Annotated in this window: 25 protein-coding genes; 13 read left to right on the plus strand and 12 right to left on the minus strand. The window is 71.4% G+C overall.

The genetic code is table 11. The features are described from left to right. Positions 1 to 277 precede the first annotated feature (277 nt). Positions 278 to 1,507 (plus strand): DUF2336 domain-containing protein, encoded by a 1,230-nt coding sequence (locus VP06_RS04590; RefSeq protein ID WP_048462663.1) that lies wholly within the window; start codon positions 278 to 280, stop codon positions 1,505 to 1,507. Between the two features lie 519 nt (positions 1,508 to 2,026). Here the strand turns inward: VP06_RS04590 and bioB are convergent. From bioB to VP06_RS04605, 3 genes are all read right to left on the minus strand, one after another. After that, positions 2,027 to 3,022 carry a biotin synthase BioB gene (bioB, locus tag VP06_RS04595; RefSeq protein WP_048462664.1) on the minus strand — a complete coding sequence of 332 codons (996 nt, stop codon included), beginning with the start codon at positions 3,020 to 3,022 and terminating at the stop codon, positions 2,027 to 2,029. Further along, positions 3,019 to 3,576 carry a biotin transporter BioY gene (locus tag VP06_RS04600; protein WP_048462665.1) on the minus strand — a complete coding sequence of 186 codons (558 nt, stop codon included), beginning with the start codon at positions 3,574 to 3,576 and terminating at the stop codon, positions 3,019 to 3,021. The genes bioB and VP06_RS04600 overlap by 4 nt, the downstream gene beginning before the upstream one ends. A gap of 104 nt (positions 3,577 to 3,680) precedes the next feature. After that, entirely contained in the window at positions 3,681 to 4,331 is a 651-nt protein-coding gene (locus tag VP06_RS04605) for a GntR family transcriptional regulator (RefSeq protein ID WP_048462666.1), read from the minus strand. A 130-nt stretch (positions 4,332 to 4,461) separates the two neighbouring features. Here VP06_RS04605 and VP06_RS04610 point away from each other — a divergent pair, with 130 nt between their 5' ends. Next, positions 4,462 to 5,181 (plus strand): class I SAM-dependent methyltransferase, encoded by a 720-nt coding sequence (locus VP06_RS04610; RefSeq protein ID WP_048462667.1) that lies wholly within the window; start codon positions 4,462 to 4,464, stop codon positions 5,179 to 5,181. 191 nt (positions 5,182 to 5,372) lie between these two features. Here the strand turns inward: VP06_RS04610 and VP06_RS04615 are convergent, their stop codons facing one another. Continuing rightward, entirely contained in the window at positions 5,373 to 5,558 is a 186-nt protein-coding gene (locus VP06_RS04615) for a DUF3606 domain-containing protein (RefSeq protein WP_048462668.1), read from the minus strand. 217 nt (positions 5,559 to 5,775) lie between these two features. Here VP06_RS04615 and VP06_RS04620 point away from each other — a divergent pair, with 217 nt between their 5' ends. Further along, positions 5,776 to 6,879: an asparaginase gene (locus tag VP06_RS04620; RefSeq protein ID WP_156295452.1), complete on the plus strand. Its 1,104-nt coding sequence runs from the start codon at positions 5,776 to 5,778 to the stop codon at positions 6,877 to 6,879. Positions 6,880 to 7,044: 165 nt separating this feature from the next. On the opposite strand, the gene irrA is transcribed toward VP06_RS04620, so the two are convergent. Next, positions 7,045 to 7,545, minus strand: coding sequence for an iron response transcriptional regulator IrrA (irrA, locus tag VP06_RS04625; protein WP_048462670.1), 501 nt, complete (start codon positions 7,543 to 7,545; stop codon positions 7,045 to 7,047). A 234-nt stretch (positions 7,546 to 7,779) separates the two neighbouring features. On the opposite strand from irrA, the gene fabA reads away from it, so the two are divergent. The 6 genes from fabA to VP06_RS04655 all read left to right on the plus strand — a co-directional run bounded on the left by fabA (position 7,780) and on the right by VP06_RS04655 (position 13,404). Continuing rightward, a complete protein-coding gene (gene fabA / locus VP06_RS04630; protein WP_048462671.1) occupies positions 7,780 to 8,337 on the plus strand; it encodes a 3-hydroxyacyl-[acyl-carrier-protein] dehydratase FabA in 558 nt (185 codons plus the stop codon). Positions 8,338 to 8,522: 185 nt separating this feature from the next. Further along, complete coding sequence (fabB, locus tag VP06_RS04635) at positions 8,523 to 9,749, plus strand: beta-ketoacyl-ACP synthase I (RefSeq protein WP_048462672.1); 1,227 nt, start codon at positions 8,523 to 8,525, stop codon at positions 9,747 to 9,749. A 75-nt stretch (positions 9,750 to 9,824) separates the two neighbouring features. Beyond that, the gene (fabI, locus tag VP06_RS04640) at positions 9,825 to 10,652 is read left to right on the plus strand and encodes an enoyl-ACP reductase FabI (protein WP_048462673.1); all 828 of its coding nucleotides are present in this window, start codon (positions 9,825 to 9,827) and stop codon (positions 10,650 to 10,652) included. A gap of 593 nt (positions 10,653 to 11,245) precedes the next feature. Further along, positions 11,246 to 11,908, plus strand: a complete 663-nt coding sequence (locus VP06_RS04645) for a hypothetical protein (RefSeq protein ID WP_048462674.1) — start codon at positions 11,246 to 11,248, stop codon at positions 11,906 to 11,908. A gap of 109 nt (positions 11,909 to 12,017) precedes the next feature. Next, positions 12,018 to 12,605, plus strand: a complete 588-nt coding sequence (locus VP06_RS04650) for a hypothetical protein (protein WP_156295453.1) — start codon at positions 12,018 to 12,020, stop codon at positions 12,603 to 12,605. Between the two features lie 295 nt (positions 12,606 to 12,900). After that, entirely contained in the window at positions 12,901 to 13,404 is a 504-nt protein-coding gene (locus VP06_RS04655) for a DUF427 domain-containing protein (protein ID WP_048462676.1), read from the plus strand. Positions 13,405 to 13,419: 15 nt separating this feature from the next. On the opposite strand, the gene VP06_RS04660 is transcribed toward VP06_RS04655, so the two are convergent. The 5 genes from VP06_RS04660 to VP06_RS04680 all read right to left on the minus strand — a co-directional run bounded on the left by VP06_RS04660 (position 13,420) and on the right by VP06_RS04680 (position 17,190). Beyond that, positions 13,420 to 14,469 (minus strand): HD-GYP domain-containing protein, encoded by a 1,050-nt coding sequence (locus VP06_RS04660; protein WP_048462677.1) that lies wholly within the window; start codon positions 14,467 to 14,469, stop codon positions 13,420 to 13,422. Positions 14,470 to 14,642: 173 nt separating this feature from the next. After that, the gene (locus VP06_RS04665; RefSeq protein WP_048462697.1) at positions 14,643 to 15,086 is read right to left on the minus strand and encodes an RrF2 family transcriptional regulator; all 444 of its coding nucleotides are present in this window, start codon (positions 15,084 to 15,086) and stop codon (positions 14,643 to 14,645) included. An 88-nt stretch (positions 15,087 to 15,174) separates the two neighbouring features. Then, complete coding sequence (gene dut / locus VP06_RS04670) at positions 15,175 to 15,654, minus strand: dUTP diphosphatase (RefSeq protein WP_048462678.1); 480 nt, start codon at positions 15,652 to 15,654, stop codon at positions 15,175 to 15,177. Continuing rightward, entirely contained in the window at positions 15,651 to 16,520 is an 870-nt protein-coding gene (locus VP06_RS04675) for an HpcH/HpaI aldolase/citrate lyase family protein (RefSeq protein ID WP_048462679.1), read from the minus strand. The genes dut and VP06_RS04675 overlap by 4 nt, the downstream gene beginning before the upstream one ends. A 55-nt stretch (positions 16,521 to 16,575) precedes the next feature. Continuing rightward, the gene (locus VP06_RS04680) at positions 16,576 to 17,190 is read right to left on the minus strand and encodes a GntR family transcriptional regulator (RefSeq protein WP_245291054.1); all 615 of its coding nucleotides are present in this window, start codon (positions 17,188 to 17,190) and stop codon (positions 16,576 to 16,578) included. 170 nt (positions 17,191 to 17,360) lie between these two features. Here VP06_RS04680 and VP06_RS04685 point away from each other — a divergent pair, with 170 nt between their 5' ends. The 4 genes from VP06_RS04685 (at position 17,361) to VP06_RS04700 (ending at position 21,611) form a co-directional block, all read left to right on the plus strand. Then, positions 17,361 to 18,692: an MFS transporter gene (locus tag VP06_RS04685; RefSeq protein ID WP_048462680.1), complete on the plus strand. Its 1,332-nt coding sequence runs from the start codon at positions 17,361 to 17,363 to the stop codon at positions 18,690 to 18,692. 110 nt (positions 18,693 to 18,802) lie between these two features. Beyond that, positions 18,803 to 19,483: a DUF2848 domain-containing protein gene (locus VP06_RS04690; RefSeq protein WP_048462681.1), complete on the plus strand. Its 681-nt coding sequence runs from the start codon at positions 18,803 to 18,805 to the stop codon at positions 19,481 to 19,483. 8 nt (positions 19,484 to 19,491) lie between these two features. Continuing rightward, a complete protein-coding gene (locus VP06_RS04695) occupies positions 19,492 to 20,364 on the plus strand; it encodes a hypothetical protein (protein WP_048462682.1) in 873 nt (290 codons plus the stop codon). After that, positions 20,322 to 21,611, plus strand: a complete 1,290-nt coding sequence (locus tag VP06_RS04700) for an amidase (RefSeq protein WP_048462683.1) — start codon at positions 20,322 to 20,324, stop codon at positions 21,609 to 21,611. The genes VP06_RS04695 and VP06_RS04700 overlap by 43 nt, the downstream gene beginning before the upstream one ends. Before the next feature lie 249 nt (positions 21,612 to 21,860). Here VP06_RS04700 and mdoH read toward each other — a convergent pair whose 3' ends face one another. Beyond that, positions 21,861 to 23,921 (minus strand): glucans biosynthesis glucosyltransferase MdoH, encoded by a 2,061-nt coding sequence (gene mdoH, locus VP06_RS04705; protein WP_245291056.1) that lies wholly within the window; start codon positions 23,919 to 23,921, stop codon positions 21,861 to 21,863. 101 nt (positions 23,922 to 24,022) lie between these two features. After that, on the minus strand, positions 24,023 to 25,606 hold the full coding sequence (locus VP06_RS04710; protein ID WP_048462684.1) for an OpgD/OpgG family glucan biosynthesis protein: 1,584 nt from the start codon (positions 25,604 to 25,606) through the stop codon (positions 24,023 to 24,025). Positions 25,607 to 25,704: the final 98 nt, after the last annotated feature.

Here is a 25,704-nt window from a genome sequence, read left to right on the forward strand (position 1 = left end):
CCCCCCGCCGCCGCCCCGCTCCCCGCACAGGCCGCCGCGCCCTCGGCCTATGCGCCGGAGGCCGGCAACGGCCTGCGCTCGCTGTTCCAGACCGATGCCCGCCGCGGCCCGGTCTCCGACAGCGTCGCCCGCCTGTGGGGCAGCCGGAGCACCGGCGCGAGCGCACCGAGCTATTTCCCGCGCTCCAGCGACGGGCCGGTCCTGGCCGCGGCGGCGCCCGCGCCGCCGTCACGCCCTCCCCGATCCAATCCTGAAACCCCGCCACGGAGCCGCGCCGATGATCCGTCAGTTCCTGCTCTGGACGCAGCACGAATCCGCCGGCCGGAGGGCCGAGGCGGCCTCGTCGCTCGCCCGCGCCTATCTCTACGCCAAGCTCGATCCGGCCGCGCGCTGGGAGGCCAAGACTGCCATCACGGCGCTTCTCGACGATCCCTCGCCCCTGGTGCGCCGGGCGCTGGCCGAGGCTTTCGCCAATGCGGCGGATGCGCCCCGGACGCTGGTGGTGGCCCTCGCCCAGGACCAGCAGGAGATCGCCGGGCTGGTGCTGGCGCGCTCGCCGGTCCTGTCGGATGCCGACCTCGTCGATTGCGCCGCCGTCGGCGACGAGGCGGGGCGCATCGCCATCGCGGCGCGTCCCACCCTCTCGGCGATGTTGTGCGGGGCGCTGGCCGAGATCGCCGGGGCGGCGGCCCTGCGGGCGCTCGCCGCCAATCCGGGCGCCGAGATCACCCGCGGCAGCCTCCTGCGGATGGTCGAGCGCCACGGCGACGACGCCTCCCTGCGCGAGGCCCTGCTGGCCCGGGCCGACCTGCCGATCGACGTGCGCCAGGCGGTGACCGCCCGCCTTGCCAGCACCCTGTCGGCCTTCGTGAGCGGTTGCGGCTGGCTCTCGCGCGAGCGCAGCGAGCGGGTGACCCGGGAGGCGCGCGAGCGCGCGACGCTCGGGCTCGCCGAAGGCTCGGACCGCACCGACCTGCGCCGCCTCGTCGCGCATCTGCGGGCGGCCGGCCAGTTGACGGCCGGGCTGATCCTGCGGGCGATGCTGTCGGGCCGGATGGCCTTCACCGAGGCGGCCCTGAGTGAGCTGTCGGGGTTGACCGCGGAACGGGTGGCGGGGCTGCTGCACGATCCGCGCGGCAGCGGCATGGCGGCGCTCTACCGCCGCGCCGGCCTGCCGCCGGCCCTCGAACCCGCCTTCGCGGCGGCGATGTCCGCCTGGCGCGAGGAGGAGAGCGGCCTGTCCGAGAGCAGCGCCGCCGGGCTGTCGCGGCGGATGATCGAGCGGGCGGTCACCGCCTGCGAGCGGCTGCCTTTCGCCGATACCCACGCCATCGTCGCCCTGCTCAACCGCTTCGATGCCGAGGCCGCCCGCGACGAGGCGCGGGTGCTCACCCGCGCCCTGGTCAGCGACGCCGCGACCGGTACGGTGATCGAGACGGTGCCGGAGACGACCCCCGCCGGCCTGAGGAACAGCTACCGCCCGGACCGGCCGCGCCTCGCGGCCTGACAGGACGCGGGCCTGCACCGGCTCACCGGTGCAGGCCCGCCTGGATGATCGTGCCGCGCAGGTGCGCCAGGCAAACCTGCGGTGTCGCGGAGGTCTGGTCGCGGAACCGGCGACATCTCCTGAGCGCAGGATCGGCGGAGGCCGGACCGACCCGCAGTCGGATGCGTCAGCGTCCGGCGGACCGCCGGTCGGCGCACATGACCGCCGCGGCGAGGTAGCCGGCGAGCGAGACGGTCACGGTCTGGGGGTAGATCGGCCGGATGAAATGGGCGGAGACGCTCATCGATTCCTCCCGATTCGGGTCGCCACCCTGGCATACGATGCCGGACGGCACGTGGACAAGCGCCTGGCATCGGGAATTTTAACGTCGGATCGCAGGATTAATTTGGGGGTGATCTTTCGTGTCCGCGGTATGGCGGGCGGCCCCATTGCGCGGGATATGATTTCATCGGTCGGAATGGCGCTTCATCTGGCCGTGCTCTTCCGAACCGCCCTCGCGGGCCGCGAGGGCGGCGGCCGTCAGGCAGGAGCATGCCCTGTGCCGGCGGAGGACGTCCGTGGCGCGAGGGCGGCGAAGAGGGCCGCGTCGTCGTCAGGTTCGGCGTTCGACGTCGTCAGCAGGGTGTCGCCGGAGAAGACCGAGTTCGCCCCGGCGAGGAAGCACAGGATCTGGGCCTCCCGCCCGAGTTGCGCGCGGCCCGCCGAGAGACGCAAGACCGCATCCGGCAGGACGAGCCGCGCCGTCGCCACCATACGCACCACGTCGAGGGGATCGAGGCGGGGGCGATCGGCGAGCGGCGTGCCCGCCACCGGCACCAGGGCGTTGATCGGCACGCTCTCGGGATGCGGCGTCAGTCCCGCCAGCACGGCCAGCAGGCCGGCGCGGTCCGCCATCGCCTCGCCCATGCCGATGATGCCGCCGCAGCACAGGCCGATCCCGGCCTCCCGCACCGTCGCCAGGGTCGCGAGCCTGTCCTCGTAGCGACGGGTGGTTACGATCCGGTCGTAGAAGTCCGGGCCGGTATCCAGGTTGTGGTTGTAGGCGGTCAGCCCGGCCGCGGCGAGGCGCGTGGCCTGGTGGGCCTTCAGCATGCCGAGGGTGACGCAGGCTTCCAGTCCCAGCGCCCGCACGCCTTCGACCATCGCCACCACCGCGTCGAACTCGGCACCATCGCGCACCTCGCGCCACGCCGCCCCCATGCAGAATCGCTCCGCCCCCGCCGCCTTGGCCCTGGCGGCCTGTGCCAGCACGGTCGCCGGGTCCATCAGCCGGTCGCGGGTGAGGTCGACCCCGCGGTGATGCGCCGATTGCGGGCAATAGGCGCAATCCTCGGGGCAGCCGCCGGTCTTCACCGACAGAAGGCTCGCCTTGCGGATCCGGGTCGGGTCGTGCCGACGCCGATGGACGGCATTGGCCCGTCCGACCAGTTCGAGCAGGGCCAGGTCGTGGAGGGCCTCGATCTCCGGCACCGTCCAGTCGTGCCGGACGCTCCCGTCCTCGTGACGCGGGTTCATCGGGCTACCGCCCGGCGCAAGGCCGGCAGGGCGGACGCCCCGGCGGCGGCGAGGCCGACCTTGACGAGGTCGCCGAGGAGGAACGGGGCGAGGCCGACGGCGAGGAGGCGGTCCGCCGGCACGAACAGGGCCAGCCAGGCGAGGCCGAGGGCATAGATCACCGTGAGGCCGGCGAGCATCGCGGCGACCCGGCCGAGGAGCCCGCGCCCGGCGGCGAGGGCGCCGACGAGCCCAGCGGCGATCAGGTAGCCCGCCAGGTAGCCGCCGGTCGGCCCCGCCATGTAGGCCAGACCGAGGCCCCGTTCCGGCGTGCCGGAGAAGACGGGAAAACCGGCGGCGCCCGCCGCGAGGTAGCCGAGCAGCGTCGCGACCGCGAGGCGGGGACCGGCCGCGAGGGCCAGGGCCATCACGGCGAGGGTGTGCAGCGTCATCGGGACCGGCCAGAACGGGATCTGGATCTTGGCCGCGAGCGTGAGGAGCAGCGTACCCGACAGGATGACGGCGAGAATCCGGGCCGCGCGGAGGGGCGCGGCGCCGACGACGAGGGCAGTCATCGGTCTCTCCATTTTATAGATAATTTTGCCAAGGCGGCACGAGAGAGATCCACGATTGCGGCGCCAAGGGCAATATGCCTGCTCAATAATAGATAATATGGATGTCAGGTGGTGCGGCGCGGAGGCGTGGCCCCGGGCCGATGCCCGACCCACAGGACATGGCGGGCCAGGATGGCGGCGGCGGCATCGACATCCCCGGCCCGCAGCGCGACCAGGATGGCGCGGTGGTCACGGTCGGTCGGCGCCTCCCACTCGGCACGCCAGCCGGCGAACAGGAAGCGGGCGCTGGCGGCCTGAAGGTCGTCGATCGCCTTCATGAGGCGCGGCATGCCGCAGGGAGCCAGGATGAGACGGTGGAAGCTGCGGTTGGCCTCTTCCCATGCCTGCACGTCGCCGCCGGCCCGGTCGCCGGCCCGGGTCGCGTCCTCGGCCCGATCGAGGGTCGCCGGAGTGAGGTGCGGCGCGGCATGGCGCAGGGCCAGCACTTCGAGGGCGGCGCGCATCTCGGCCACTTCCCGCACCTCCTCCGGGCCGAACCCGGCGACGCGCACGCCCCGCCGCGGCTCGCTCACCACCAGCCCCTGCGCTTCGAGGCGCCGGAACGCCTCCCGGACCGGGACATGGCTGGCATCGAACTCCGCGGCGACGGCGTCCTGCCGCAGCCGGGACCCCGCCGCGAGGGCGCCGGAGACGATGCGCTCCGCCAGGGCCCGGCTGATCCGCAGGGCGATCGGTTCGTCTTTGGCTGTCGTCATGGATTATCGATAATTCAAGGCTGCCGGGAGGTCACCCGGCCCGACGCCAATTTGCCGGACGGCCTGTGGGCGTGGCTTTCGCCGTGCCGGGGCGCGACGCTTGGCCCAAAGCCGAATCAGCGAGGCGACGATGAGCAATGGCTGGGACGAATCCGCGGCGGCCTGGATCGCCGATATGGGCGAGGAGGGCGATTTCGGCCGCAGCCACGTGCTCGACGCGCCGATGCTGGCGCGGCTGCGCGACCGCGGCTTTCGCCGCGCCCTCGATGTCGGCTGTGGCGAGGGGCGCTTCTGCCGGATGCTGCGGGATCTCGGCATCGCCCCGGTGGGGATCGACCCCACCGACGCCCTGCTGCGCCAAGCCCGGGCCCGGGATCCGGCGGGCACCTACAGGCCCGGCCGGGCCGAGGCGCTGCCCTTCGCGGATGGCGCCTTCGATCTCGTCGTGAGCTACCTCACGCTGATCGACATCCCGGACGTTCGGGCGGCGATCCGCGAGATAGCCCGGGTGCTGGCGCCGGGCGGGACGCTGCTGATCGCCAACCTGACGAGCCTCAGCACGGCCGGCGCCTGGACCATGGATGCCGACGGCATCCGGCGCTTCCGGATCGACGGATACCTCGAAGAGCGGGCCGAGTGGGCCGAATGGCACGGGATCCGGGTGCGCAACTGGCACCGGCCGCTCTCCCTCTACATGAGGCTGCTGCTCGAGCAGGGGCTGGCGTTGCGCCACTTTGACGAGCCGGCCCCGCATCGCGGCGACCCGGAGCGGATCGCGCGCCATCGGCGGGTGCCGTGGTTCGTGATGATGGAATGGGAGAAGCCGGGCACAGGCCCGGCTGCGCGGTGAAGCGGTGGAGGCGAGGGTGGCCGGCCGGATGGCGGGGATGACCGTGCGAGACAGGCCCCCGCCGGAGAGCCGATCGGGTCATCTCCATGACCTAGGGACATGATGACGGAGAGACAGGATAACGGAGAGACATGGCGAAACGCTGCGGGCCGCCGCGCCCGGCTCACAGCGCCAATCCCGTCGAGGGACTGTTACGCCGCTTGGCGGCCGAGATGCGCTGCCACGGTCGAGACCCGAGAACCGACCATCTTGACGGCCATGCGGAGTTCTTCACCGGTCACGCCGAACTGTCCCGCCCAATAGGCACGGTCGTCCGGGCAGTGAATGTCGATGTGCTGCGCGAAGCGCGGCTTGAAACTGTCCTGGGAGAGGGACATGATGCTTTCCTAAATTCAGGGCTGGCCAGTCACCGCTGGCGCGGGACGCTTGGCGTCGTGTGTCCAGAAAACGCCCGATTCTGGGAAAAGTTGCCGGGTCAGAATCGGCGCAGCACCGGCATCGCGCAGGTCGCTGGCGGGAGGCGAGCGGGGCTGTTACCCGCTCGGGGCCTCGACTCCTCGGGGCACTCGATTCCTCATGGCCAAGGACCCGACCATGCGCCGTCTCCGCCCCGCTTTCGCAGCCCTGATGCTCGCGACTGTTCCGCTCGCCGGATCTGCGCTCGCCCGCGAGATGCCGAGCACGGCGACGACCGCCCCGGCCGCCAACGCCAAGGCCAACGTGGTGATCCTCGCGACCGGCGGCACCATCGCGGGCGCCGGCGCCGATGCCAGCAACAGCGCCACCTACCAGGCCGCCAAGGTGCCGGTGGACAAGCTGATCGCCGCGGTGCCCTCCCTGGGCGCGCTGGCCAATGTCCGGGGCGAGCAGGTGTTCCAGATTGCGTCCGAGAGCTTCACCAACGCACAGCTGGTGCAACTCGCCAAGCGCGTCTCGGCCCTTCTGAAGCAGGACGACGTCGACGGGGTCGTCGTCACCCACGGCACCGACACCCTGGAGGAGACCGCTTTCTTCCTCGATCTGGTGGTGAAGAGCGACAAGCCCATCGTCGTCGTCGGCTCGATGCGGCCCTCGACGGCGCTGTCGGCCGACGGTGCCCTCAACCTCGCCGATGCGGTCGCCACCGCGGCGAGCCCGGCCTCCCGGGCTAAGGGCGTGCTGGTGACGATGAACGACGAGATCCAGGCTGGCCGCGACGTGACGAAGCGCGTCAACATCAAGCCGAGCGCGTTCGTCAGCCAGTGGGGCCCGCTCGGCATGGTGGTCGAGGGCAAGACCTACTGGTTCCGCGCCCCCGTGAAGCGGCACGGCACCTCGTCCGAGTTCGACATCGACACGATCGACACCCTGCCGGACGTCGCCATCGTGTACGGCTCGGGCACCATGAATCCGGCCGCCTACACGGCTGCCGTGCAGGGCGGCGCCAAGGCGATCGTCCATGCCGGCACCGGCAACGGCTCGGTGGCGGGCTACCTCGTCGACACCCTCAAGGACCTGCGCGCCAAGGGCACCGTCATCATCCGCTCCTCGCGCGTCGGCGACGGCTTCGTCCTGCGCAATGCCGAGCAGCCCGACGATCAGTACGACTGGGTGGTGGCCCACGACCTGAACCCGCAGAAGGCCAAGATCCTGGCCGCGGTCGCCCTGACCAAGACGACCGACACCAAGGAGTTGCAGCGGATCTTCTGGGAATACTGAGCCGCGGGCGGGCGGCGGGGCGCGGCCTCCCGGGGTCGTATCCGCCGCACCGAGAGGGTGACCCGTGGGCCGTGGCGACCGGAGCCAGGATCCGCCTCCAACGCGCGAGGGCCGCGCTCCTCCTCAGGAGCGCGGCCCTCGCAACAGGCGACGATACGGCCGGGATCAGGCTCGGCTGGGCCGGCGGCGCAGGCGCACGATCACCTCGACGCCGGCGATCTCCATGCCCTCGGGAGCCTGCGGCAGCGAATCGACGGTGATGCCGCAATCCGGCATGTCGAGCACCTGGCCCTCCTCCTCCAGGAAGAAGTGGTGGTGCTCGCTCGGGTTGGTGTCGAAATACGCTTTCGACCCGTCCAGCGCGAGCTGTCGCAGCAGGCCGGCCTCGGTGAACTGGTGCAGGGTGTTGTAGACCGTAGCGAGGGAGACCGGGACTTTGGCCCGCATCGCCTCGTCGTAGAGCATCTCGGCGGTCAGGTGCCGGTCGCCCTTGCCGAACAGCAGCCAGCCGAGGGAGAGGCGCTGACGGGTCGGGCGCAGGCCGGCGCGGCGCAGGCGGTCACGAAGATCCGAGAGCGGGCAACCGCGCCGCTGGCCGGCGGCGCCGGTCTCGAGGGCCGGGACGCGGGCGCCGAGGACGGCGCGCAGGGGCGACAGGTCGTTCATCAGCGGAAGGATCGACTCGTTGGACGGCGACAAGAATACCAAACGTTATAGGCCGCCCGCCCCCCCGCCGCAACCCGACCGCAGCCGTGGCGGCGCAGATCAGAAGCGTTACAGAGTATGGCCTTCGGGCGGCTTTGAACAGACCCGGTCGCTGTGTTAACGAAGCGCCACCCGCCGCGGCCGGGCATCCTGCCGGACCATCCGCGGCCCCCGCACGAGGAATTCGCTCCACTCATGTCCGCCGACCAGACCTCCGCCCCCGATGCCCCGAGCCGGCCCTCGCACTTCTCCTACGAGGACCTGCTGGCCTGTGGCCGCGGCGAGATGTTCGGCGCCGGCAACGCGCAACTGCCGCTGCCGCCGATGCTGATGTTCGACCGTATCACCTCGATCGGCCGCGACGGCGGCGCCCACGGCAAGGGGCACGTCCTGGCCGAACTCGACGTGCGGCCCGACCTCTGGTTCTTCCCCTGCCACTTCCAGGGCGACCCGGTGATGCCGGGCTGTCTCGGCCTCGACGCCCTGTGGCAGATGGTGGGCTTCCACCTCGGCTGGCTCGGCGCGCCGGGCCGCGGCCGGGCGCTCGGCGTCGGCGAGGTGAAGCTTTCCGGCCAGGTGCTTCCGACCATGACGAAGGTCGTGTACGGCGTCGACATCAAGCGGGTGCGCCAGGGCCGCCTGGTCCTCGGCATCGCCGATGGCTGGCTCGAGGCCGATGGCGAGCGCGTCTACGAGGTGCAGGATCTGCGCGTCGGCCTGTTCCAGGCCGCGACCCCGGCCGCTGGCGGCTGATCCGTCGCGAGACGCCCGCACCCCGCGGGCGACCGGGCCCGCCGGAAGGCAGGCTCGACACGGGCCCGCCGGGACCCTTTCCCCCGACGGGCAGTTGAGATTACGGCATCGGGCGCCTAGGTGACATCCGCGTGGCGACACCGCCCGCGGGCGCGAACGGCGCCGCTCAGAGGGTTCCGACGATCATGAGGCGCGTGGCGATCACCGGGATGGGCATCGTCTCGTCCATCGGCAATTCCACCCAGGAGGTTCTGGCGTCCCTCCGCGAGGCGCGCTCGGGCATCTCCCGCGCCGAGGATTTTTCCGCCCACGGCTTCCGCAGCCAGGTCGCGGGCGCACCGACCCTCGACGCCGAGGCGGTGGTCGACCGTCGCGCGATGCGCTTCCACGGCGGCGGCACCGCCTGGAACCACGTCGCGATGGAGCAGGCGATCCGCGACGCCGGCCTCGAGCAGGCCGAGATCTCGCACGAGCGCACCGGCATCATCATGGGCTCGGGCGGTCCCTCGACCCGCGCCCTGGTGGAGGCGGCCGACATCGCCCGCGCCAAGGGGCCGAAGCGCGTCGGGCCGTTCGCGGTGCCGAAAGCCATGTCCTCGACGGCGTCGGCGACCCTCGCCACCTGGTTCAAGATCCGGGGCGTGAACTACTCGATCTCCTCGGCCTGCGCGACCTCGAACCACTGCATCGGCAACGCCGCCGAGATCATCCAGGGCGGCCGCCAGGACATCATCTTCGCCGGCGGCTGCGAGGAGCTGGACTGGACCCTGTCGGTCCTGTTCGACGCCATGGGGGCGATGTCCTCGAAGTACAACGAGACCCCGTCGCGGGCCTCGCGCGCCTACGACAAGGCGCGGGACGGCTTCGTCATCGCGGGCGGTGCCGGCGTGCTGGTGCTGGAGGAGCTGGAGCATGCCCGCGCCCGCGGTGCGCGCATCTACGGCGAGGTCGCCGGCTACGGCGCCACCTCGGACGGCCACGACATGGTGGCCCCGTCCGGCGAGGGCGCGGTGCGCTGCATGCGCCAGGCGATCGCCGGCCTGAAGGGGGTCAAGATCGACTACATCAACCCGCACGCCACCTCGACCCCGGTCGGTGACGACAAGGAGATCGAGGCGATCCGCGAGGTGTTCGGCGCCGGCGACCACTGCCCGCCGATCGCCGCGACGAAGTCGCTCACCGGCCATTCGCTGGGCGCCACCGGCGTGCAGGAGGCGATCTACTCGCTCCTGATGATGAATAACGGCTTCATCTGCGAGAGCGCCCATATCGACGAGCTCGACCCGGCCTTCGCCGACATGCCGATCCTGCGCGCCCGCCAGGACGATGCGAAGCTCGGCCACGTGCTCAGCAACTCCTTCGGCTTCGGCGGCACCAACGCCACGCTGGTGCTCAAGCACGTCGACGCCTGACCTCCCGCGCGGCGTGGACAGGAGCCCGCCCGCCGCGTAAAGGCCCGGTCCACCGGCAAGAGCGGAGGATCGGGCGTGACGGGTTTGATGGCAGGCAAGCGCGGCCTCGTGATGGGCGTCGCGAACGACCACTCCATCGCCTGGGGCATCGCCCGGGCCCTGGCGGCCCAGGGCGCCGATCTCGCCTTCACCTATCAGGGCGAGGCGCTGGGCCGCCGGGTCGGGCCGCTGGCCGGGACGCTGGGCTCCTCCCTGGTCTTTCCCTGCGACGTCGAGGATCTGGACAGCGTCGACGCGACCTTCGCCTCCCTCGACGCGGCCTGGCCCGAGGGCTTCGACTTCGTCGTCCACGCCATCGGCTTCTCCGACAAGTCGCAGCTCAAGGGCCGCTACGTCGACGTCACCACCCGGGAGAACTTTTCCCGCACGATGGTGATCTCGTGCTTCTCCTTCACGGAAGTGGCCCAGCGAGCGGCGACGCGGATGCGCCCCGGCGGCGCGCTGCTGACGCTCACCTACGGTGGCTCGACCCGGGTGATGCCGAACTACAACGTGATGGGCCTCGCCAAGGCGGCGTTGGAAGCCTCGGTGCGCTACCTCGCGGCCGATCTCGGGCCCCAGGGGCTGCGGGTCAACGCGCTCTCGGCCGGCCCGGTGCGGACGCTGGCCGGCGCCGGCATCGCCGATGCCCGCCTGATGTTCAACCACCAGGCCGCCCACGCGCCCCTGCGGCGCACCGCGACGCTGGAGGATATCGGCGGCTCGGGGCTGTACCTGCTGTCGCCGCTCTCGGGCAGCGTCACCGGCGAGGTCCACTACGTCGATTCGGGCTACAACATCATCTCGATGCCGCGGCCGGAGGTGCTGAAGGCGCAGGATGCGGCGGGGGTGACGGATGCGTGATCGAGGGAAAGGCTGGGACGGAGAGTTCCAGCCTTTTCGTTGTTGCAGGGAGGGCGTGGACGGGCACCGCTGATGACCTTGGTCCGGACAGTTCACGCACCGGATACGTGATCGGCTGGCCGGCGCAACGCGAGAGCACGTCACGATCGCGCTGCAACACGGCACACGATAGCGTCTCGAGCGTGGAAAGGCCAAGCTTATTGGTCAAGATTTCCTACCGGCAATCTCATCCTGAGGTGCGAACGGAGTGAGCCTCAAAGGAGAGATCCAGATAGCCCTGAGAACTCTGCAGCCCTCCTTCGAGTTCCGTCGATCTTCGATCAACTAACACCTCAGGATGAGGTGGAGCGTGAGAGGACCCAAAGGCCGGCAAGCTTCAGGCTGCTGTCGTGTACCGCGGCGCTGCCATCGCGAAGCTCTCCAGGTCTTTGATTTTGACGCATGTTCCTCGACGAGCCAGTATCCGCTTGGCGGGAGAATGCTCCCGGCAGAATGCGGGCTGCAACGCTTCGCATGATGGCGGCGTCGGCAACCGGCCTTGTATCGCGATGCGGCTTGGCTTTGGTCAGTGGGTCTCTAGCTGGAGAACCGCAATGTCGAATCTGCGCGAAGCCGTCATCGCCTCGTTGCCGCCGGGGATGGCCCTGCCCGAGCCGATCGACCGGCTGCTCGCCTGGATGGATGTCAACGGCTTCGCACGGCGTATGCGGCGCAGCGGCACCCTCTACGCGCAGCTCTCCGCCCCCGACGACCCGGAGCCGGCCTCATCTATCGTGTCCATCGCCCCATCCGAGCCCGACTATGTCGAAGGTTGGGTCGGCTCCGACCCGGCGGCCCGCGACCGGCTCGCCAACCTCGTGCGCACCGGCGGCGATGGCTCCTATGCCTGCCTGTGGCGCGATGATGCCGGCGGGACCCGCTTCGTGCATCTCGGCTCCGGATCGGGCTCGACGATGCTCTGCACCCTGACCACCGATCCGGTCGACTTCCTGCGGCTCCTGGCGATCGGCTACGTCGAGCTGTGCTGGCCTGAGCAGTTCCCCTTCGCGCCGGAGGACGTCGACGAGGATGCCGTTAGGGCACCAGCCCGCCTGCGGCGCTGGGTCGAGCAGGAGTTCGGCGTCGCAATCCCCCGCACCGCGTCCGAGATCGTGCCACGCCCCCGATCGATGGATGACGACGATGATGGCGGTGATCCCTTCGTCATCTGGCTGCGGGCGGCACAGGAGGCGCGCGACGCAGGAGGCGGGGCCTGAACGACCCGTCGAGGATCCGATGCATCGGCCGCCCCTGGATTGCGAGGGACGGCTTGGGGGCGCCGACTTGGCCTGGGGCGAGCGATGGCAGTAGGTTGCCGCGGAGGAGATGACCGAAGGCATGATGGAACGATCGACGATCCTCGCGGCTGGAGCTCTTGTTGCGGCGTGGTCGATCTCGCCAGCGAGCGCAGCCGAGTTCCAGGATCCCAAGACGGGTTTCTCGCTCACGGTGCCGGCAGGGTTCGTCCTCAAGTCGCCCCGTAGCGACGCCAAGCACGACTTCCTCATCGACGTGGTCAGCCTGACCGGTCAGCCACCCACCGCCGGAAACGAGGAGGCGGTTTGCGCCGTCGGCTTCATCCGGTTCGCGAAGGGCTCCGTCGCTTCGCAGGCAGACCTCAACGCGATGCCGGCGCGCCAGAAGATGGCGCTGGACATAAGGAGGACGCTTCCTGGCCAGGGGATGGCGCCGCAGGTGATGCAGGCCATCCCGAGCGAGGCATATGCCGGCTTCGAGATCGTCTCGAAGCCGACGCTCGGACCGGACCATGAGAACGTCAGCATCTACACGGCCATCATGGATCGGGTGGTTGGACGAACGAACGTCATCTGCGTGACGACGAAACAGGCCCTGCCCGACGCATACCCGGTGTTCCGCGTGATCCGGGACGGGACGCGCCCGCCCGCCGAGTAGGGGAGGAGGCTCTGCTGGCGCGGGAGGCGATCACGGAGGTCGCCGGCGGTGACGACGATATCAGGCAGGGCCTCGGCCTGTCCCGTGATGGGATAGCCTGCCCCTCCGGTCTCGCGAGGGCGACGTCGTCCTTTGCTTTGAAAACGCTGTGAAATCAAATACCTGGAGAGATTCGCGGTTGCAGCGCGATCGCAAAGTGCTCCAGTCGCGTCGTCCCTTGTCATTCCGAGGCAGCACGACCCTTTACGGGGCAACGTGTTGTCAAAACAATGAGGCGCATGAGGAGAGCAAGACGATGCGGCACACCCACCCCAGGCCCGATCCAGCTGGCCCCGGCCAGGAAAGCGTCTGGGATTATCCCCGGCCGCCCCGGCTGGAGCCCGTGCCCGAGCGCCTGCGCGTCGTCTTCGACGGCATCACCATCGCCGACACAATCCGAGGCTGGCGGGTGCTCGAAACCTCCCACCCGCCGACCTACTACCTGCATCCCGACGACATCCGGCCCGGGGCACTGGTCCCGGCCGGCGGGGGCTCGGTCTGCGAGTGGAAGGGGCGGGCGCAGTATTTCGACGTGGTCGGCCCGCACAGGCGGGCGGAGCGCGTCGCCTGGGCCTATCCGCGGCCGACCGCGGCTTTCGCGGCGCTGGCTGGCCATGTCGCGGTCTATGCCGGGCCGATGGATGCCTGCTTCGTCGGCGACGAGCGTGTCACGCCGCAGCCCGGCGGCTTCTATGGCGGCTGGATCACCCCACACATCGTCGGCCCGTTCAAGGGCGAGCCCGGCACGATGGGGTGGTGAGCGCCACCCCCGCCGTCACGCCGCCCGTTCCGCCGACCGCTCCTGCACCAGGGCCACCACGTCGTCCCAGCGCGACAGGAACGCCGCGACGCAATCGGGATCGAAATGCGCCCCCGATTGCTCCTCCAGGAAGCGCCGCGCCCGCTCCAGCGGCCAGCCGGGCTTGTAGACCCGGGCCGAGATCAGGGCGTCGAACACGTCCGCCACCGCGGTGATCCGGCCGGGGAGGGGGATCTCGGTGCCCTTGAGCCCCTGCGGGTAGCCGGCGCCGTCCCAGCGCTCGTGATGGGTCAGCGCGATCTCGGCGGCGAGCCGCAGCAGGCGGGACGGGCTGTCGTGCAGCATCCGGTAGCCGCGCAGGGCATGCTGCATCATCTCGCAGCGCTCCGGCTCGGTGAGGGGGCCGGGCTTGTGCAGGATGCTGTCGGCGACGCCGATCTTGCCGATGTCGTGCATGGTGGAGGCGAGCGCGATGTCGTTGCCCTCCTCCTCCGACAGGCCGAGCCCGTCGGCGATGGCGAGCACGCAGCCGGCGACGCGGGTCAGGTGGTCCCCGGCCTGGTCGTCGCGGAACTCGGCGGCGAGCATCAGGCGGCGGATGATCTCGCGCTCGCGCTCCTGCTTCTCGGCCGCCGCCCGCTCGACCTCGCGGGACAGGGCGAGGGCCTGGCTCTCGACGGCGCCCTGGGCGCGGGCGAGCGCCATCAGGTTGCGGCCGCGCAGGGCCAGGTCCGAGGCGTCGAGGGGCGGCAGCACCACGTCGGTGGCGCCGGCCTCCAGGCCGCGGCGGCGGGCCTCGGCCGGGTCGCCCTCGGCGATGAGCAGGATCGAGGTGTGGGCGAGATGCGGCTTCAGGCGCAACGCCCGGATCAGCCCCGGCGCGTCGAGGCCCGGCCAAGCCTCGATCAGCACCAGTTCGGCGGAGTGGGTCGCGAGGGCCGCCAGCACCGTGCCGGCGTCGCAAGCCAGGAGAGTCGGGACGCCTGCCGCGAACAGCCGTGTCAGCCCGCCGGGATCGGGCCGGGCCGTGACGACCACGACGGCGGGATCGGCTGCATTGGTCATGGTCCCCGGATGTCCTTTCCGTGCCCGATGAGGGCGCACATTACCGCGACTTGATAAAGCATCCTTTAAGCTTCCACGCCGCCGCGGCGCACGGAAGGCCCGGCGCCGGACTGACGCAAAACTTTGATCTGGCTCCATTTTCTGACCGGAATCGGGGCCCCCGGCAAGGCGGCTCAGATGGTGAAATCCGCGCCGGCCCGCGGGCCGGCGACCTTGGCGGCGTCGGCCCGGCCGCAGAGATCCTCCACGGTCACCGAATCGAGCACCGCAAGGTACGCGCCGGCCGCCTCCGCCACCAGGGGGGCGACGACCAGACCGGCGATGTCGTGGCCGGGGACGCCTTCGCCCTCCAGGTTCCGGTCCTGGCTCCGGTCTTGGCTCCGATCTTGGCTCCGGTCCTGGCCCAGCACCGCCCGGGCGATGTCCCCGGCGCTGATGCGGCGGCGCTCGCGGGCGAGCTCGTAGCCGCCATGCGGCCCGCGCAGGCCCTTGAGCAGGCCGTGATGCACCAGGGCTTGCAACACCGCCTCCAGGTGGCGGGGCGGCAGGGCGTGGCGCGCCGCGAGCGCCTTGGCGCTCACCGGCTGGGGCCGGGCATGGAGCGCGATGTCCACCATCGCGGCAAGCGCGAGGGCCAGGCGCGGCGGGGCCAGAGCCGGGCCCGCTCCGGGGCGCGGGGGATGGATGACCGCGTCCAAGCGCGTCTCAGCCGCGGCCGGTGGAGCCGAAGCCGCCGGCACCGCGGGCGCCGGCCTCCGGCACCGGAAACGCCTCGACCACCCGCAGGGCGGGCCGCACGATCCGGGTGAAGACGAGCTGGGCGATGCGCTCGCCCGGCTCCACCGTCAGGGGCGCGCGCCCCGGCGGGTTGCGGTTCCAGGCCGAGATCATCAGCGGGCCCTCGTAATCCGCGTCGATCACCCCGACGGCGTTGCCGAGGACCAGCCCCTCGCGATGGCCCAGCCCCGAGCGCGGATACACCATGGCGCACCAGTCGGGATCGCGGATCGCCAGGGCGAAGCCGGCCGGGATCAGGGTCGGCGGCCCCAGCGGTTCCAGGACGAGGGGGGCGTCGAGGCAGGCATGGAGGTCGAGCCCGGCGGCGAGCGCCGAGCCCCAGCGCGGAAAGCCCCATCCGGGCAGGCGCGGGTCGAGGATCCGGACCGCGACGTCGAGGCCGCTCATCCGCGGCGCCCCGCCTGGCCCGCCAGGGCCTCCGCCAGGGCGACGAGCCGGCGCGCCTCGTCCGCCTCGCGGCGCAGGACCGTGCGGCCGTGATGGGCGATGCCGGCCTGTCCCCTTGCCTCCGGCGCGTCGAAGGCGGCGACGAGCGCCCGGGCGGCGGAGACCGCCTCCGGATCGGGTGCGAAGGCCGCCTCGGCCCGGCGGGCGCCGGCGGGCGCGGTCACCACCGCGCCGTCGAAGCCGAGGCCGCGGGCGCGGCCGGTATCGAGCCGGTCGGCGGGGTCGAGCAGCACGTCGAGGTCGTGGGCGCGGGCGGCGGCGAGCGCCGTGGCGAGCCAGGCGAGCAACGGGCCGGCCTCCGGCGCGCCGGGCGGCAGCCGGCCTTCGCGGGCGAGCGCCCCGGCATCGACGACCAGGCAGGCGAGCCGTGCATCAACGTCCCGCACCGCGCTCGCCACGGCCTCCGCCGCCAGGATGCCGAGCGGCGTGTCGAGGCCGGCCCAGAGGCGGACCCGCTCCGGGGCGTGGAGCCGGCGCAGGCGGCTGCCGATCCCGGCGAGATCTTCCGGCTCCTCGACCCGCGGCACCAGCACGGCGTCGGGCCCGGCCTGCGCCACCGCGGCGAGGTCGGCCTCGCCCCAGGGGGTGTCGAGCCCGTTGATCCGCACCACCCGCTCGCCGGCGGCGAAGCCGCCCTCGCGCAGGCAGGCGGCGAGGCGGACCCGTCCCGCCTCCTTGTCCGCCGGAGGGAGAGAATCGGCGAGGTCGAGGATCAGCGCGTCGGCGGGCTCCGACCGTGCCGCCGCCAGGGCGGTCGCGGTGGCCGGCACCAGAAGGGCGCTGCGGCGGGGGCGGATGTCGGTCATCGGTCGCGTGACTCCCCGAAAGGCGGCGCATCTATGCCCCGGCGCGGGCCGTCCGTCACCCCAGCCGAGATGCCATGGTCCGGGCGAAGGACTCGATATGGGCGGTCATCGCCGCCGCCGCGCCATCGGGGTCGCGCCGGCGCAAGGCGTCGCGGATCGCCGCATGCTCCTGCGCCACCTCGGCGAGGTGGTCGCCGGTGGCGAGCGACAGGGCCCAGAACCGCACCGAACGCCCGTGCAGCCCGGCCAGCACCTCGGCGAGCACCCGGTTGCCGGATGCCTCGGCGATCACCGCATGGAACAGCCGATCCGCTTCGAGGACCCCATCGAGATCCGCCGGCGCCGCCGCCAGGATGGCGTCGAGCCGTGCCAGCGCCGTCTCGCCGATCCGCCCGGCAGCAAGCGCCGAGCAAGGCGGCTCGGTGAGGCGGCGCACCTCGATCAGGTGGGCGAAGTCGTCCATCGAGAGGGGCTGCACCAGCACGCCCTTGCGGGGCAGGATCCGCACCAGCCCCTCGTGCATCAGCCGATGCAGAGCCTGGTTCACCGGCGTGCGGCCGAGGCCCAATTCGGCGCAGAGGCCGGCCTCGTTCAGCGCGTCGCCGGGCTTCAGCCTTAAGGACACGATGTCGTCCTTCAGCCGCCGGTAGGCGCGCTCGTTCTGCGACAAGGTTGGGCACGAACCTGCACGCGCTTTGGCCACCGACACCGCTCCGCTCGACTGACCGCCCCTTTACCACGAGGTACGCCCGGCTTGGACCCGCTTGTGAAATATCACAGGCATGGTACTTGCAGAACCACACGCCGGGCGGCCGGTTCGCGGACCGCGGGAGAAGAGCGATGACGAGGGTGGACGACGTGACCGCGACCGCATTGAAAAACGGGGAACTGGAGGACGGCTATCGCCGGGCGACGCTCAGGCTGATCCCGTTCCTGGTCTTCCTGTTCATCCTGGCCTGGATCGACCGGGTGAATGTCGGCTTCGCCAAGTTGCAGATGCTGTCGGATCTGAAGTTCAGCGAGGCGGTCTACGGCTTCGGCGCCGGCATCTTCTTCATCGGCTATTTCCTGTTCGAGGTGCCGAGCAACCTGCTGCTGGAGCGCATCGGCGCCCGCAAGACGCTGGCGCGGATCACAATCCTGTGGGGGCTGGCCTCGATGAGCCTCGCCTTCGTGCAGTCGGAATGGACCTTCTACGCCATCCGCTTCCTGCTCGGGGTGTTCGAGGCCGGGTTCTTTCCGGGCGTGGTCCTGTACCTGACCTACTGGTTCCCGAGCGCGAAGCGCTCGCGCATCAACGGCCTGTTCATGACCTCGTTCGCCATCGCGGGCGTGATCGGCGGCCCGCTCGCCGGGCTCATCATGGGCACGATGGGGGGCGTCTCGGGGCTCGCCAACTGGCAGTGGCTGTTCATCCTCGAAGGCATCCCGTCGCTCGTCGCGGGCGCGGCCGTGCTGGCCTTCCTGCCCGACCGGCCGAAGGAGGCGCGCTGGCTCGCGCCGGAGGTCGCCGCCGCCATGACGGCGATCGTCGAGGAAGAGGGCCGGGCCGCCGGCAAGGAGGCGAGCTTCACGGTGGCTTTGCGCGACGGCCGGGTCTGGCTCTGCGCGCTGATCTACTTCTGCATCGTCAGCGGCAACGCAACGATCGCCTTCTGGACGCCGTCGATCATCAAGGAGATCGGCGTGCAGGGCGCGATCGCGATCGGCTTCCTCGCCGCGGTGCCGTTCATCGCCGGCACCGTCGCGATGGTGTGGACCGGCGCGCATGCCGACCGCACTGGGGATCGCCGGCTGCCTTGCGCCGTGGCGAGCCTGATCGCCGCGGCGGGGCTGGCCGCCACGGGCGCCCTGATCGGCCACGCGGCGCTCGCCTTCCTGGCGCTGACGGTCGCGGCGATCGGCATCCTCGCGGCTTTCCCGGTCTTCTGGTCGCTGCCGCAGACCTTCCTGGCCGGCACTGCGGCGGCCGGTGCCATCGCGGCGATCAATTCGATCGGCAACCTCGCGGGCTTCGTCGCCCCGTATGTGGTCGGCCTGTCGACCACGCTCACCGGCACGTCGAGCAACGGGCTCTACGTCGTCGCCGGGTTCGAGCTGCTCGCCGGCCTCCTGGTGCTGGGCTTCGCCCGCTGGCGCGAGGCCGCCGCCGATCTGGCGCTGGTCGAGTGATCCCGCAGCGCTCGCTTCGCGAGCGCAAGGCAAGCCCGACCGGGCGCCGGCGCTCGTGCGCCGAACCCTTCGCGGTCACGCGAAGGCACACGAATCGGAGACAAGGACCGTTGCTGACTTTCCATCGCGAGGCCGCTGGCCGCCGGGACGTGATCGCACTCACGCCCAATTCCCTGGTGATCGCCGGCTGGGCCGGGCGGGACGAGGCGGCGATCCGCCACCACATCGAGGAACTGGCGGCGATCGGCGTGCCGCCGCCCTCCTCGGTCCCGGTCTATTACCGGGCCGCCGCCGCGACCCTGACCCAGAGTCCCCGCCTCGAGGTGCTGGGCCCGGATTCCTCCGGCGAGGCCGAGCCGGTGATCGTGTCGCTCGCCGACGGGCTCTGGCTCGGGCTCGGCTCCGACCATACCGACCGCAAGGCGGAGACGATCGGCATTGCGCTCTCCAAGCAGCTCTGCGGCAAGCCGGTCGGCACCGGCCTGTGGCGCCTCGACGAGGTCGCGCCGCACTGGGACGACCTGATCCTGCGATCCTACGCAACCATCGACGGCGCAAGGCTGCTCTACCAAGAGGGCCGCTTGACGGCGCTCCGCACCCCGGGCGACCTGATGGCGCGCCGTCCCGGCGGACCGGATCTTCCCCCCGGCATGGTGATGTTCGGCGGGACGCTCGGGGCGATCGGCGGCATCCGCCCCGCGACCCGGTTCGAGATGGAGCTGGAGGACCCAGTGCTGAAGCGCAGGCTCGCCCACACCTACGACATCGCCGTGCTGCCGGTCGTGGCCTGACGACCGCGATGACGACCGCGCTCGCCGGGATCGGGGACGGCGCCTTCTGGGCGGCGCTTGTCGTCAAGATGCTGACGAGCGCCGTCATCGTGGTCCTCGCCTCGCTCGCGGTCGAGCGGGCCGGGGCCCTGGTCGGCGCGATGATCGCGACCCTGCCGCTGTCGGCCGGGCCGGCCTATCTGTTCCTGGCCCTCGACCACGATGCCGCCTTCCTGCGCGACAGCGCCGTAGCGAGCCTGCCGGCCATCGCCGCCACCGCCCTGTTCATCGCCGCCTATGCGGCGGCGGCCCGCCGGCACGGCGTCGCGCCCGCCCTCGTCGCGGCACTCGTCACCTGGATCGCCGCCGCCCTGGCCCTGCGGGCCCTGGGCGGCGGCCCCTTCGGGGCCGGGCTCGCCACCGTCCTGGTGATCGTCGCCTGCATGGCGCTGTGCCGCCGCGTCCGTGCCGGGCCCCCGGTGCCGAAACGGCCCGGGCGGCGGCGCGACGTTCTGGTCCGGGCCGCCATCGTCATGGTGCTGGCCGCCGCCGTGGTGCTGGCCGGCCGGCTCGCGGGGCCGGGCGCCGCCGGCCTCCTCGCCCTCGCCCCGGTGGTGATGGTGAGCCTGGCGGTGATCCTGCATCCGCGCCTCGGCGGGGCAGCGACCGCCCGGATGCTGGTGCTGAGCCTGCCGGGCATGCTCGGCTTCGTGGCGGCGCTCGCCGTTCTCGCCCTCACGGTCGAACGGCTCGGGCCCGCCCTCGCCCTGCCGCTCGCCCTCCTGATCACGATCCTCTGGAATGGCGGGGTCCTGCTCGCCGCCCGCCATCGTCCCGCCCCTGTCCGAGAGACCGACCGATGCGCACCACCCGCGACGACCTCGAACACCGCCTCGCCCTGATCGAGGCGCCCGAGAGTCGGTACGTCTTCACCAGGCTGTATCCCGACGCGGCCCGCGCCGCCGCCGATGCCGCCGATGCGCGGCGCAAGGCCGGCCTCACCCTCGGCGCCCTCGACGGCGCCATCGTGTCGATCAAGGACCTGTTCGACGTGCAGGGCGAGGCGACCACCGCCGGCTCGTCGATTCGGCGCAAGGCCGAGGCCGCGCTCCAGGACGCTCCCGTCGTCGCTCGCCTGCGCCGGGCCGGCGCGGTGATCGTGGGCAAGACCAACATGTCCGAGTTCGCCTTCTCGGGCCTGGGCCTCAACCCGCATTGGGGCACGCCCGGCAACGCAACTGACCCGAGCCTGGTGCCGGGCGGCTCCTCCTCCGGCGCCGGCGTCTCGGCGGCGCTCGGCACCTCCGACATCGCCATCGGCACCGATACCGGCGGCTCGATCCGCATTCCGGCGGCGCTCAACGGCGTGGTCGGGTTCAAGCCGACGGCCCGCAGAGTACCGCTCGCCGGCGCCTTCCCGCTCTCGCCCTCGCTCGACTCGATTGGCCCGCTCGCCCGCTCGGTCGAGGCCTGCGCCGCCGCCGACGCGGCGCTGGCCGGCGAGGAGTACCATCCGCTCCAGGCGGCGCCCCTGCGCGACCTGCGGATCGGGGTGCCCCGCGGCCTGCTGTTCACCGAGACCGACCCGCTGGTGGCACAGGCATTCGAGGCCGCCCTCTCGACCTTGAGCGGGGCCGGCGCCCGGGTCAACGACACCGCCTTCGACGATCTCCTCGCCCGCATGGCCGAGGCGACGGCGGCGGGTCCGATCGCCGGGGTCGAGGCGGCGGAGATCCACGCCGACTGGCTCGACGCCGAAGCTGCCGCCTTCGATCCGCGGGTCCATGCCCGCATCAGCCGCGGGCGCACCGTGACGGCGGTGGCCTATATCCGGATGATGCGCGCGCGCGCCGCGCTGATCGAGGCCGGCGACGAGCGGCTGAAGCCCCTCGACGTGCTCGCCCTGCCGGCCACGGCAATTCCCGCGCCCGCCATCGCCGCGGTGGCGGAGGACGACGCCGCCTTCTCGCGGCTCAACCTCCTGATGCTGCGCAACACGATGGTGGGGAACCTGTTCGACCTCACCGGCATCTCGCTGCCGATCGCGGGTCAGGCCAAGCCCGTCGGCCTGATGCTGCTCGCCCGCCACGGCCAGGACCGGCGGCTCCTGGAGATCGCCGCCGGTGTCGAGGCGGCATTGCGGGGATAATCGCCCCGCATCGCCCGGCCGCAGGCGCGGTCGGGCGCCCTGGTCTCAGCAGACTTGCGTTGGCAGGCCAACGCTTCGTCGGCTTAGATTCTGGTTTGATCGCAGATTTCTGCTGCCGAACCGGTGACCACTTCGGCGAAATCTGCTTAGAGCATTTTCCGACGAAGTGGATACCGGTTCGTCATAGAAAATGCGGCAAAATTAAAGAGATAGAGAAGCTTCGCGATTGCGACGCGATCGTGAAGCGCTCTAGCCCGCCAGCCGCGCGAGCCGGTCGAGCAAGGCCCGGTCATGCAGCAGGACCATCTTCTCCTTCGGGCTCAGCCAGGCGGCCGCCTCGTCGATGGTCGCGGCCTCGACCACCTTGGCCTGGGCCATGACGTGGTCGGGCTGCGGCGCGCCGCGGGGTCGGCGCTCGGCCGGGGGCAGGAAGGCGAGGTGGCCGGCCTGGAGATCCGGGTCGGCGTGGAGCGCCCGCAAGCCATCGGCGTCGTCGTAGCCGAACGCCGCGTTGCGCGCCTCGATCGCCTTGGCGGCGATGGCGATTGCCGGGGGCTCGCGCTCCTCGGGCGTCATCAACAGGCCGGCGCGCTTCAGCGCCAGACCGAGGGTCAGTTGCCCGCTCGCCCAGGAGATCGGAATCGCCAGGACGAGGCCGAGGATGGTCGGCGACATCCACAGGAACAGCGAGGTGGCGATGGCGAAGGCCGAGACGCCGGCGACGAGGCCCAGGATGGTGTGGAAGCGGTGCCGGCGCACGATGTCCGAGAACGGGATCGAGCCGTCGTCGCGCCGTTGCGGGTTCCAGCCGGTGTCCCGTCCGAGCAGGATCTGGAACACCGAGCCCGACTGGACCAGCATCGCGATCGGGGCGATCAAGGCCGAGAGCAGGGTCTCGATCAGCGCCGAGAGCACGAGGCGCATCCCCCCGCCGCTCGCCCGCCGGACCTTGCCGTCGAGGAGGCCGAGGATCAGGCCGAACAGCTTCGGGGCGAGCAGGATCGCCATCGTGATCCCGAAGAGCTGGAGCGCGCGCACGGGGTCGAAGCGCGGCCAGACCGGGTAGAGGCGGAACTCGGTCGAAAAGTATTCGGGGCGGATATAGGCGGTCTGGAGGGCCAGCGCGATGCCGACCACGAGCTGCGCCGCCCAGAGCGGCGAGGCGACGTAGCCGGCGATGCCGGTGGCGAAATGCTGGCGCGAGGCGAGGGTGAGGCCCGCCGTTCCGATGATGCGGCTGTGCTGGAGGTTGCCTTGCGCCCAGCGCCGGTCGCGGATCGCCACGTCGATCAGCGAGGGCGGGCTCTCCTCGTAGGAGCCGGCAAGCTCGGGGAGCATGTAGACGCTCCAGCCGGCGCGCCGGATCAGCGCCGCCTCGACGAAGTCGTGGCTGAGCACGTGCCCGCCGAAGGGCGGCTTGCCGGAGAGATCCGGCAAGCCGCAATGGTCGGCAAACGCCTTGGTGCGGATGATCGCGTTGTGGCCCCAGTAATTGCCGTCCCGGCCCGACCACAGCGACAGGCCGGTGGCGATGACCGGCCCGTAGATGCGGGCCGCGAATTGCTGCACCCGGGCGAACAGGGTGTTGCGGTTGATGATGAGCGGCAGCGACTGGATGATGCCGGAATCCGGATCCGCCTCCATGGCGCGGGCCAGCGTCACCACGCAGTCGCCGCTCATCAGGCTGTCGGCGTCGAGGACCAGCATGTGGTCGTAATGGCCGCCCCACCGCGTGACGAAGTCGGCGATGTTGCCGGCCTTGCGGTGATGGTTCTTCGGCCGGTGGCGGTAGTACAGGCGGGCCCCGTCGCCGAGGCGGGTGCGCAGCGCCAGATAGGCCCGCTCCTCGGCGATCCAGGCATCGGCCTGGGTCGAATCGGACAGGATCCAGTAATCGAAGGCCGCGCCCTCGCCCGTTGCCTCGATCGCGTCGCGGATCGCCTCCACCGCCGCGAAGGTGCGGGCGGTGGCCTCGTTGTAGACCGGCATCACCACGGCGGTCCGGGTGGTGAGGGGGCCTTGCGGCACCTCCGGCCGGCGCCGGCGCAGCAGCGCCAGGAAGCCGAGCAGGCCCGAGGTGAAGGCGAGTGCGATCCACGAGAAGTTGAGGGTGAACAGCGCCAGCAGCAGCCATTGCAGCCAGGTCGCCGAGCCGGCGACCGACACGACCTCGTACATCTGCATGGCGCCATAGGCGGTCAGTGCAAGTCCGCCGCCGAACACGAAGGCGCGGGCGGCCCAGGGCGCCCGGCGGCCGGGCACCGTGTGCGCCTGCGCCTCCGACCACTGGCGCAGGTCCTGCACCGGCATGGCGAGAGGCGATTCCTCCGGCACCGCCGGCGCGACTGCGACGGGCTGCGCGTCGCGGCGGAGGGGGTCGGCAAGGTGGAGATCGAGGTTTGGGGCGAGGGTCACGGGGTCCACCGGTACAGCCATGTCTCACTGACGGGTTTGTCGCCGGCCTTGACGACCAGGCGCAGCTCGCAGGCGGTGTCGTTGCCCGGATCGAGTTCGAACAACGCCCGCACGGTCTTGCGCTCCGGATACGGGTAGACCCGCTGGCGGGCGATACTGCCCGGCGCGGTGCTCAAGGCGAGGTGGAGCGCGTTCGGGTCGATGCCCTCCGCGAACGGCGCCTCGCCCACGAAGTCGACGAGGAAGAGCCGGCGCTTGCCGCCCGCGCCCTTGCCGACCCGGGTGCCGGAGCAGGCGGCGAGCGGGGGGGCACCCGGCACCGTCCAGCACCAGAACTGGCGGTAGCTGAAGGCGGTCTCCTTGGCGACCGGCTCCTTCGGGCGCCAATAGGCCAGGATGTTCTCGTTGACCTCGGATTCGCTCGGGATCTCGATGAGCTGGACCGCGCCGGCGCCCCAGCCGTGCTGCGGCACGCCCGGGCCCCAGCTGCCGAGCGGCTCGATCCACAGGCTCGGCCGCTTCTCCCAGCGCTGCACGTCGTCCTGGTAATCGCCATAGGCGCGGGCGCGCTGGACCAGCCCGAAACCCTTCGGGTCCTGGTCGAGGAAGGCGGAGATCTGGAGCATCTCGGGATTCTGCACCGGGCGCCAGATCGCCTCGCCCCAGCCGTTGCGGATCTGCAACCCGTCGCATTCATGGGCGGCGAGGCGGGCATCGTCGACGCCGCGCCGGTCAGTCGGACCGAACAGGAAGGCGCCGGTCATGCCGGCAATGCCGACATGCTCCAGGGTCGTGCGCGGGCAGAGGGTCGCCTCGATGTCGACGATGGTGGCGTCGCCCGGCCGCAGGGTCATGCGCAGCGCCGCGGTGGCGGAGTCGGAATCGACCAGGGCGTGGATCACGATCTGCCCGGTGCCGGCGCCCGGCCGCTCGAGCCAGAACGCCCGGAACAGCGGGAATTCCTCGCCCTTCGCCTCCGCGGGCCGCAGCGTGAGGGCGCGGGCGGTGACGCCGTAGCTCTGCCCGGCGGCCAGCGCCCGGAAGAACGAGGCGCCCTGGAAGATCGCGCAATCGGACGGGGCCGCGCCGTTGAAGCTGGCATAGAGCCGGAAGCCCGAGAAGCCGAGGTCGCGGCCCTCCTCCGGGGGCTTCAGCTTGCCGAAGGTGAAGCGGTTGCGGTCGTAAGGAATGCGGCGCACCACCCCGTCCTCGACCGTATGCAGCGCCACCGGCGTGGTGAAGACGAAGCCGCGATGCAGCGGCTCGACCACGAAGCCGCGGCCCTCGCCGGCCCAGAGCAGGCCGGCCGGTTGCGCCCGCACGCCGATATACTGGTCGTAGGTGAGGTCCTTGAACGGATCCGGCAGGTCGGCCGCCGGCGCCGCATAGGGCTTCTTCGCCAGTGCGCGGGCCAGCTCGACCACCTGGCCTGGATCGAAACGCTGGCCGTCCGACAGGGGGGCGGGCTCCGCCGGCTGCGCACCCGCCGCGCTGGTCACGGCCAGGCCGCCGGCAAGCGCCAGCACCGCGCGTCGGTCGAGGGCTGTGCGGGAGGGCGGTGCGGTGGGACTGTGCGTCATCGTGGGGAGCGGGACCGTACCGGTTTCGACAGGGGCGCGGGCCGTTTACCACGATCCGGGCTGAACCGGGGGTTAAGAATCGGGACGGTTGCGCCATT

This window comes from Methylobacterium aquaticum, assembly GCF_001043915.1.
In the GTDB taxonomy this organism is placed as follows: domain Bacteria; phylum Pseudomonadota; class Alphaproteobacteria; order Rhizobiales; family Beijerinckiaceae; genus Methylobacterium; species Methylobacterium aquaticum.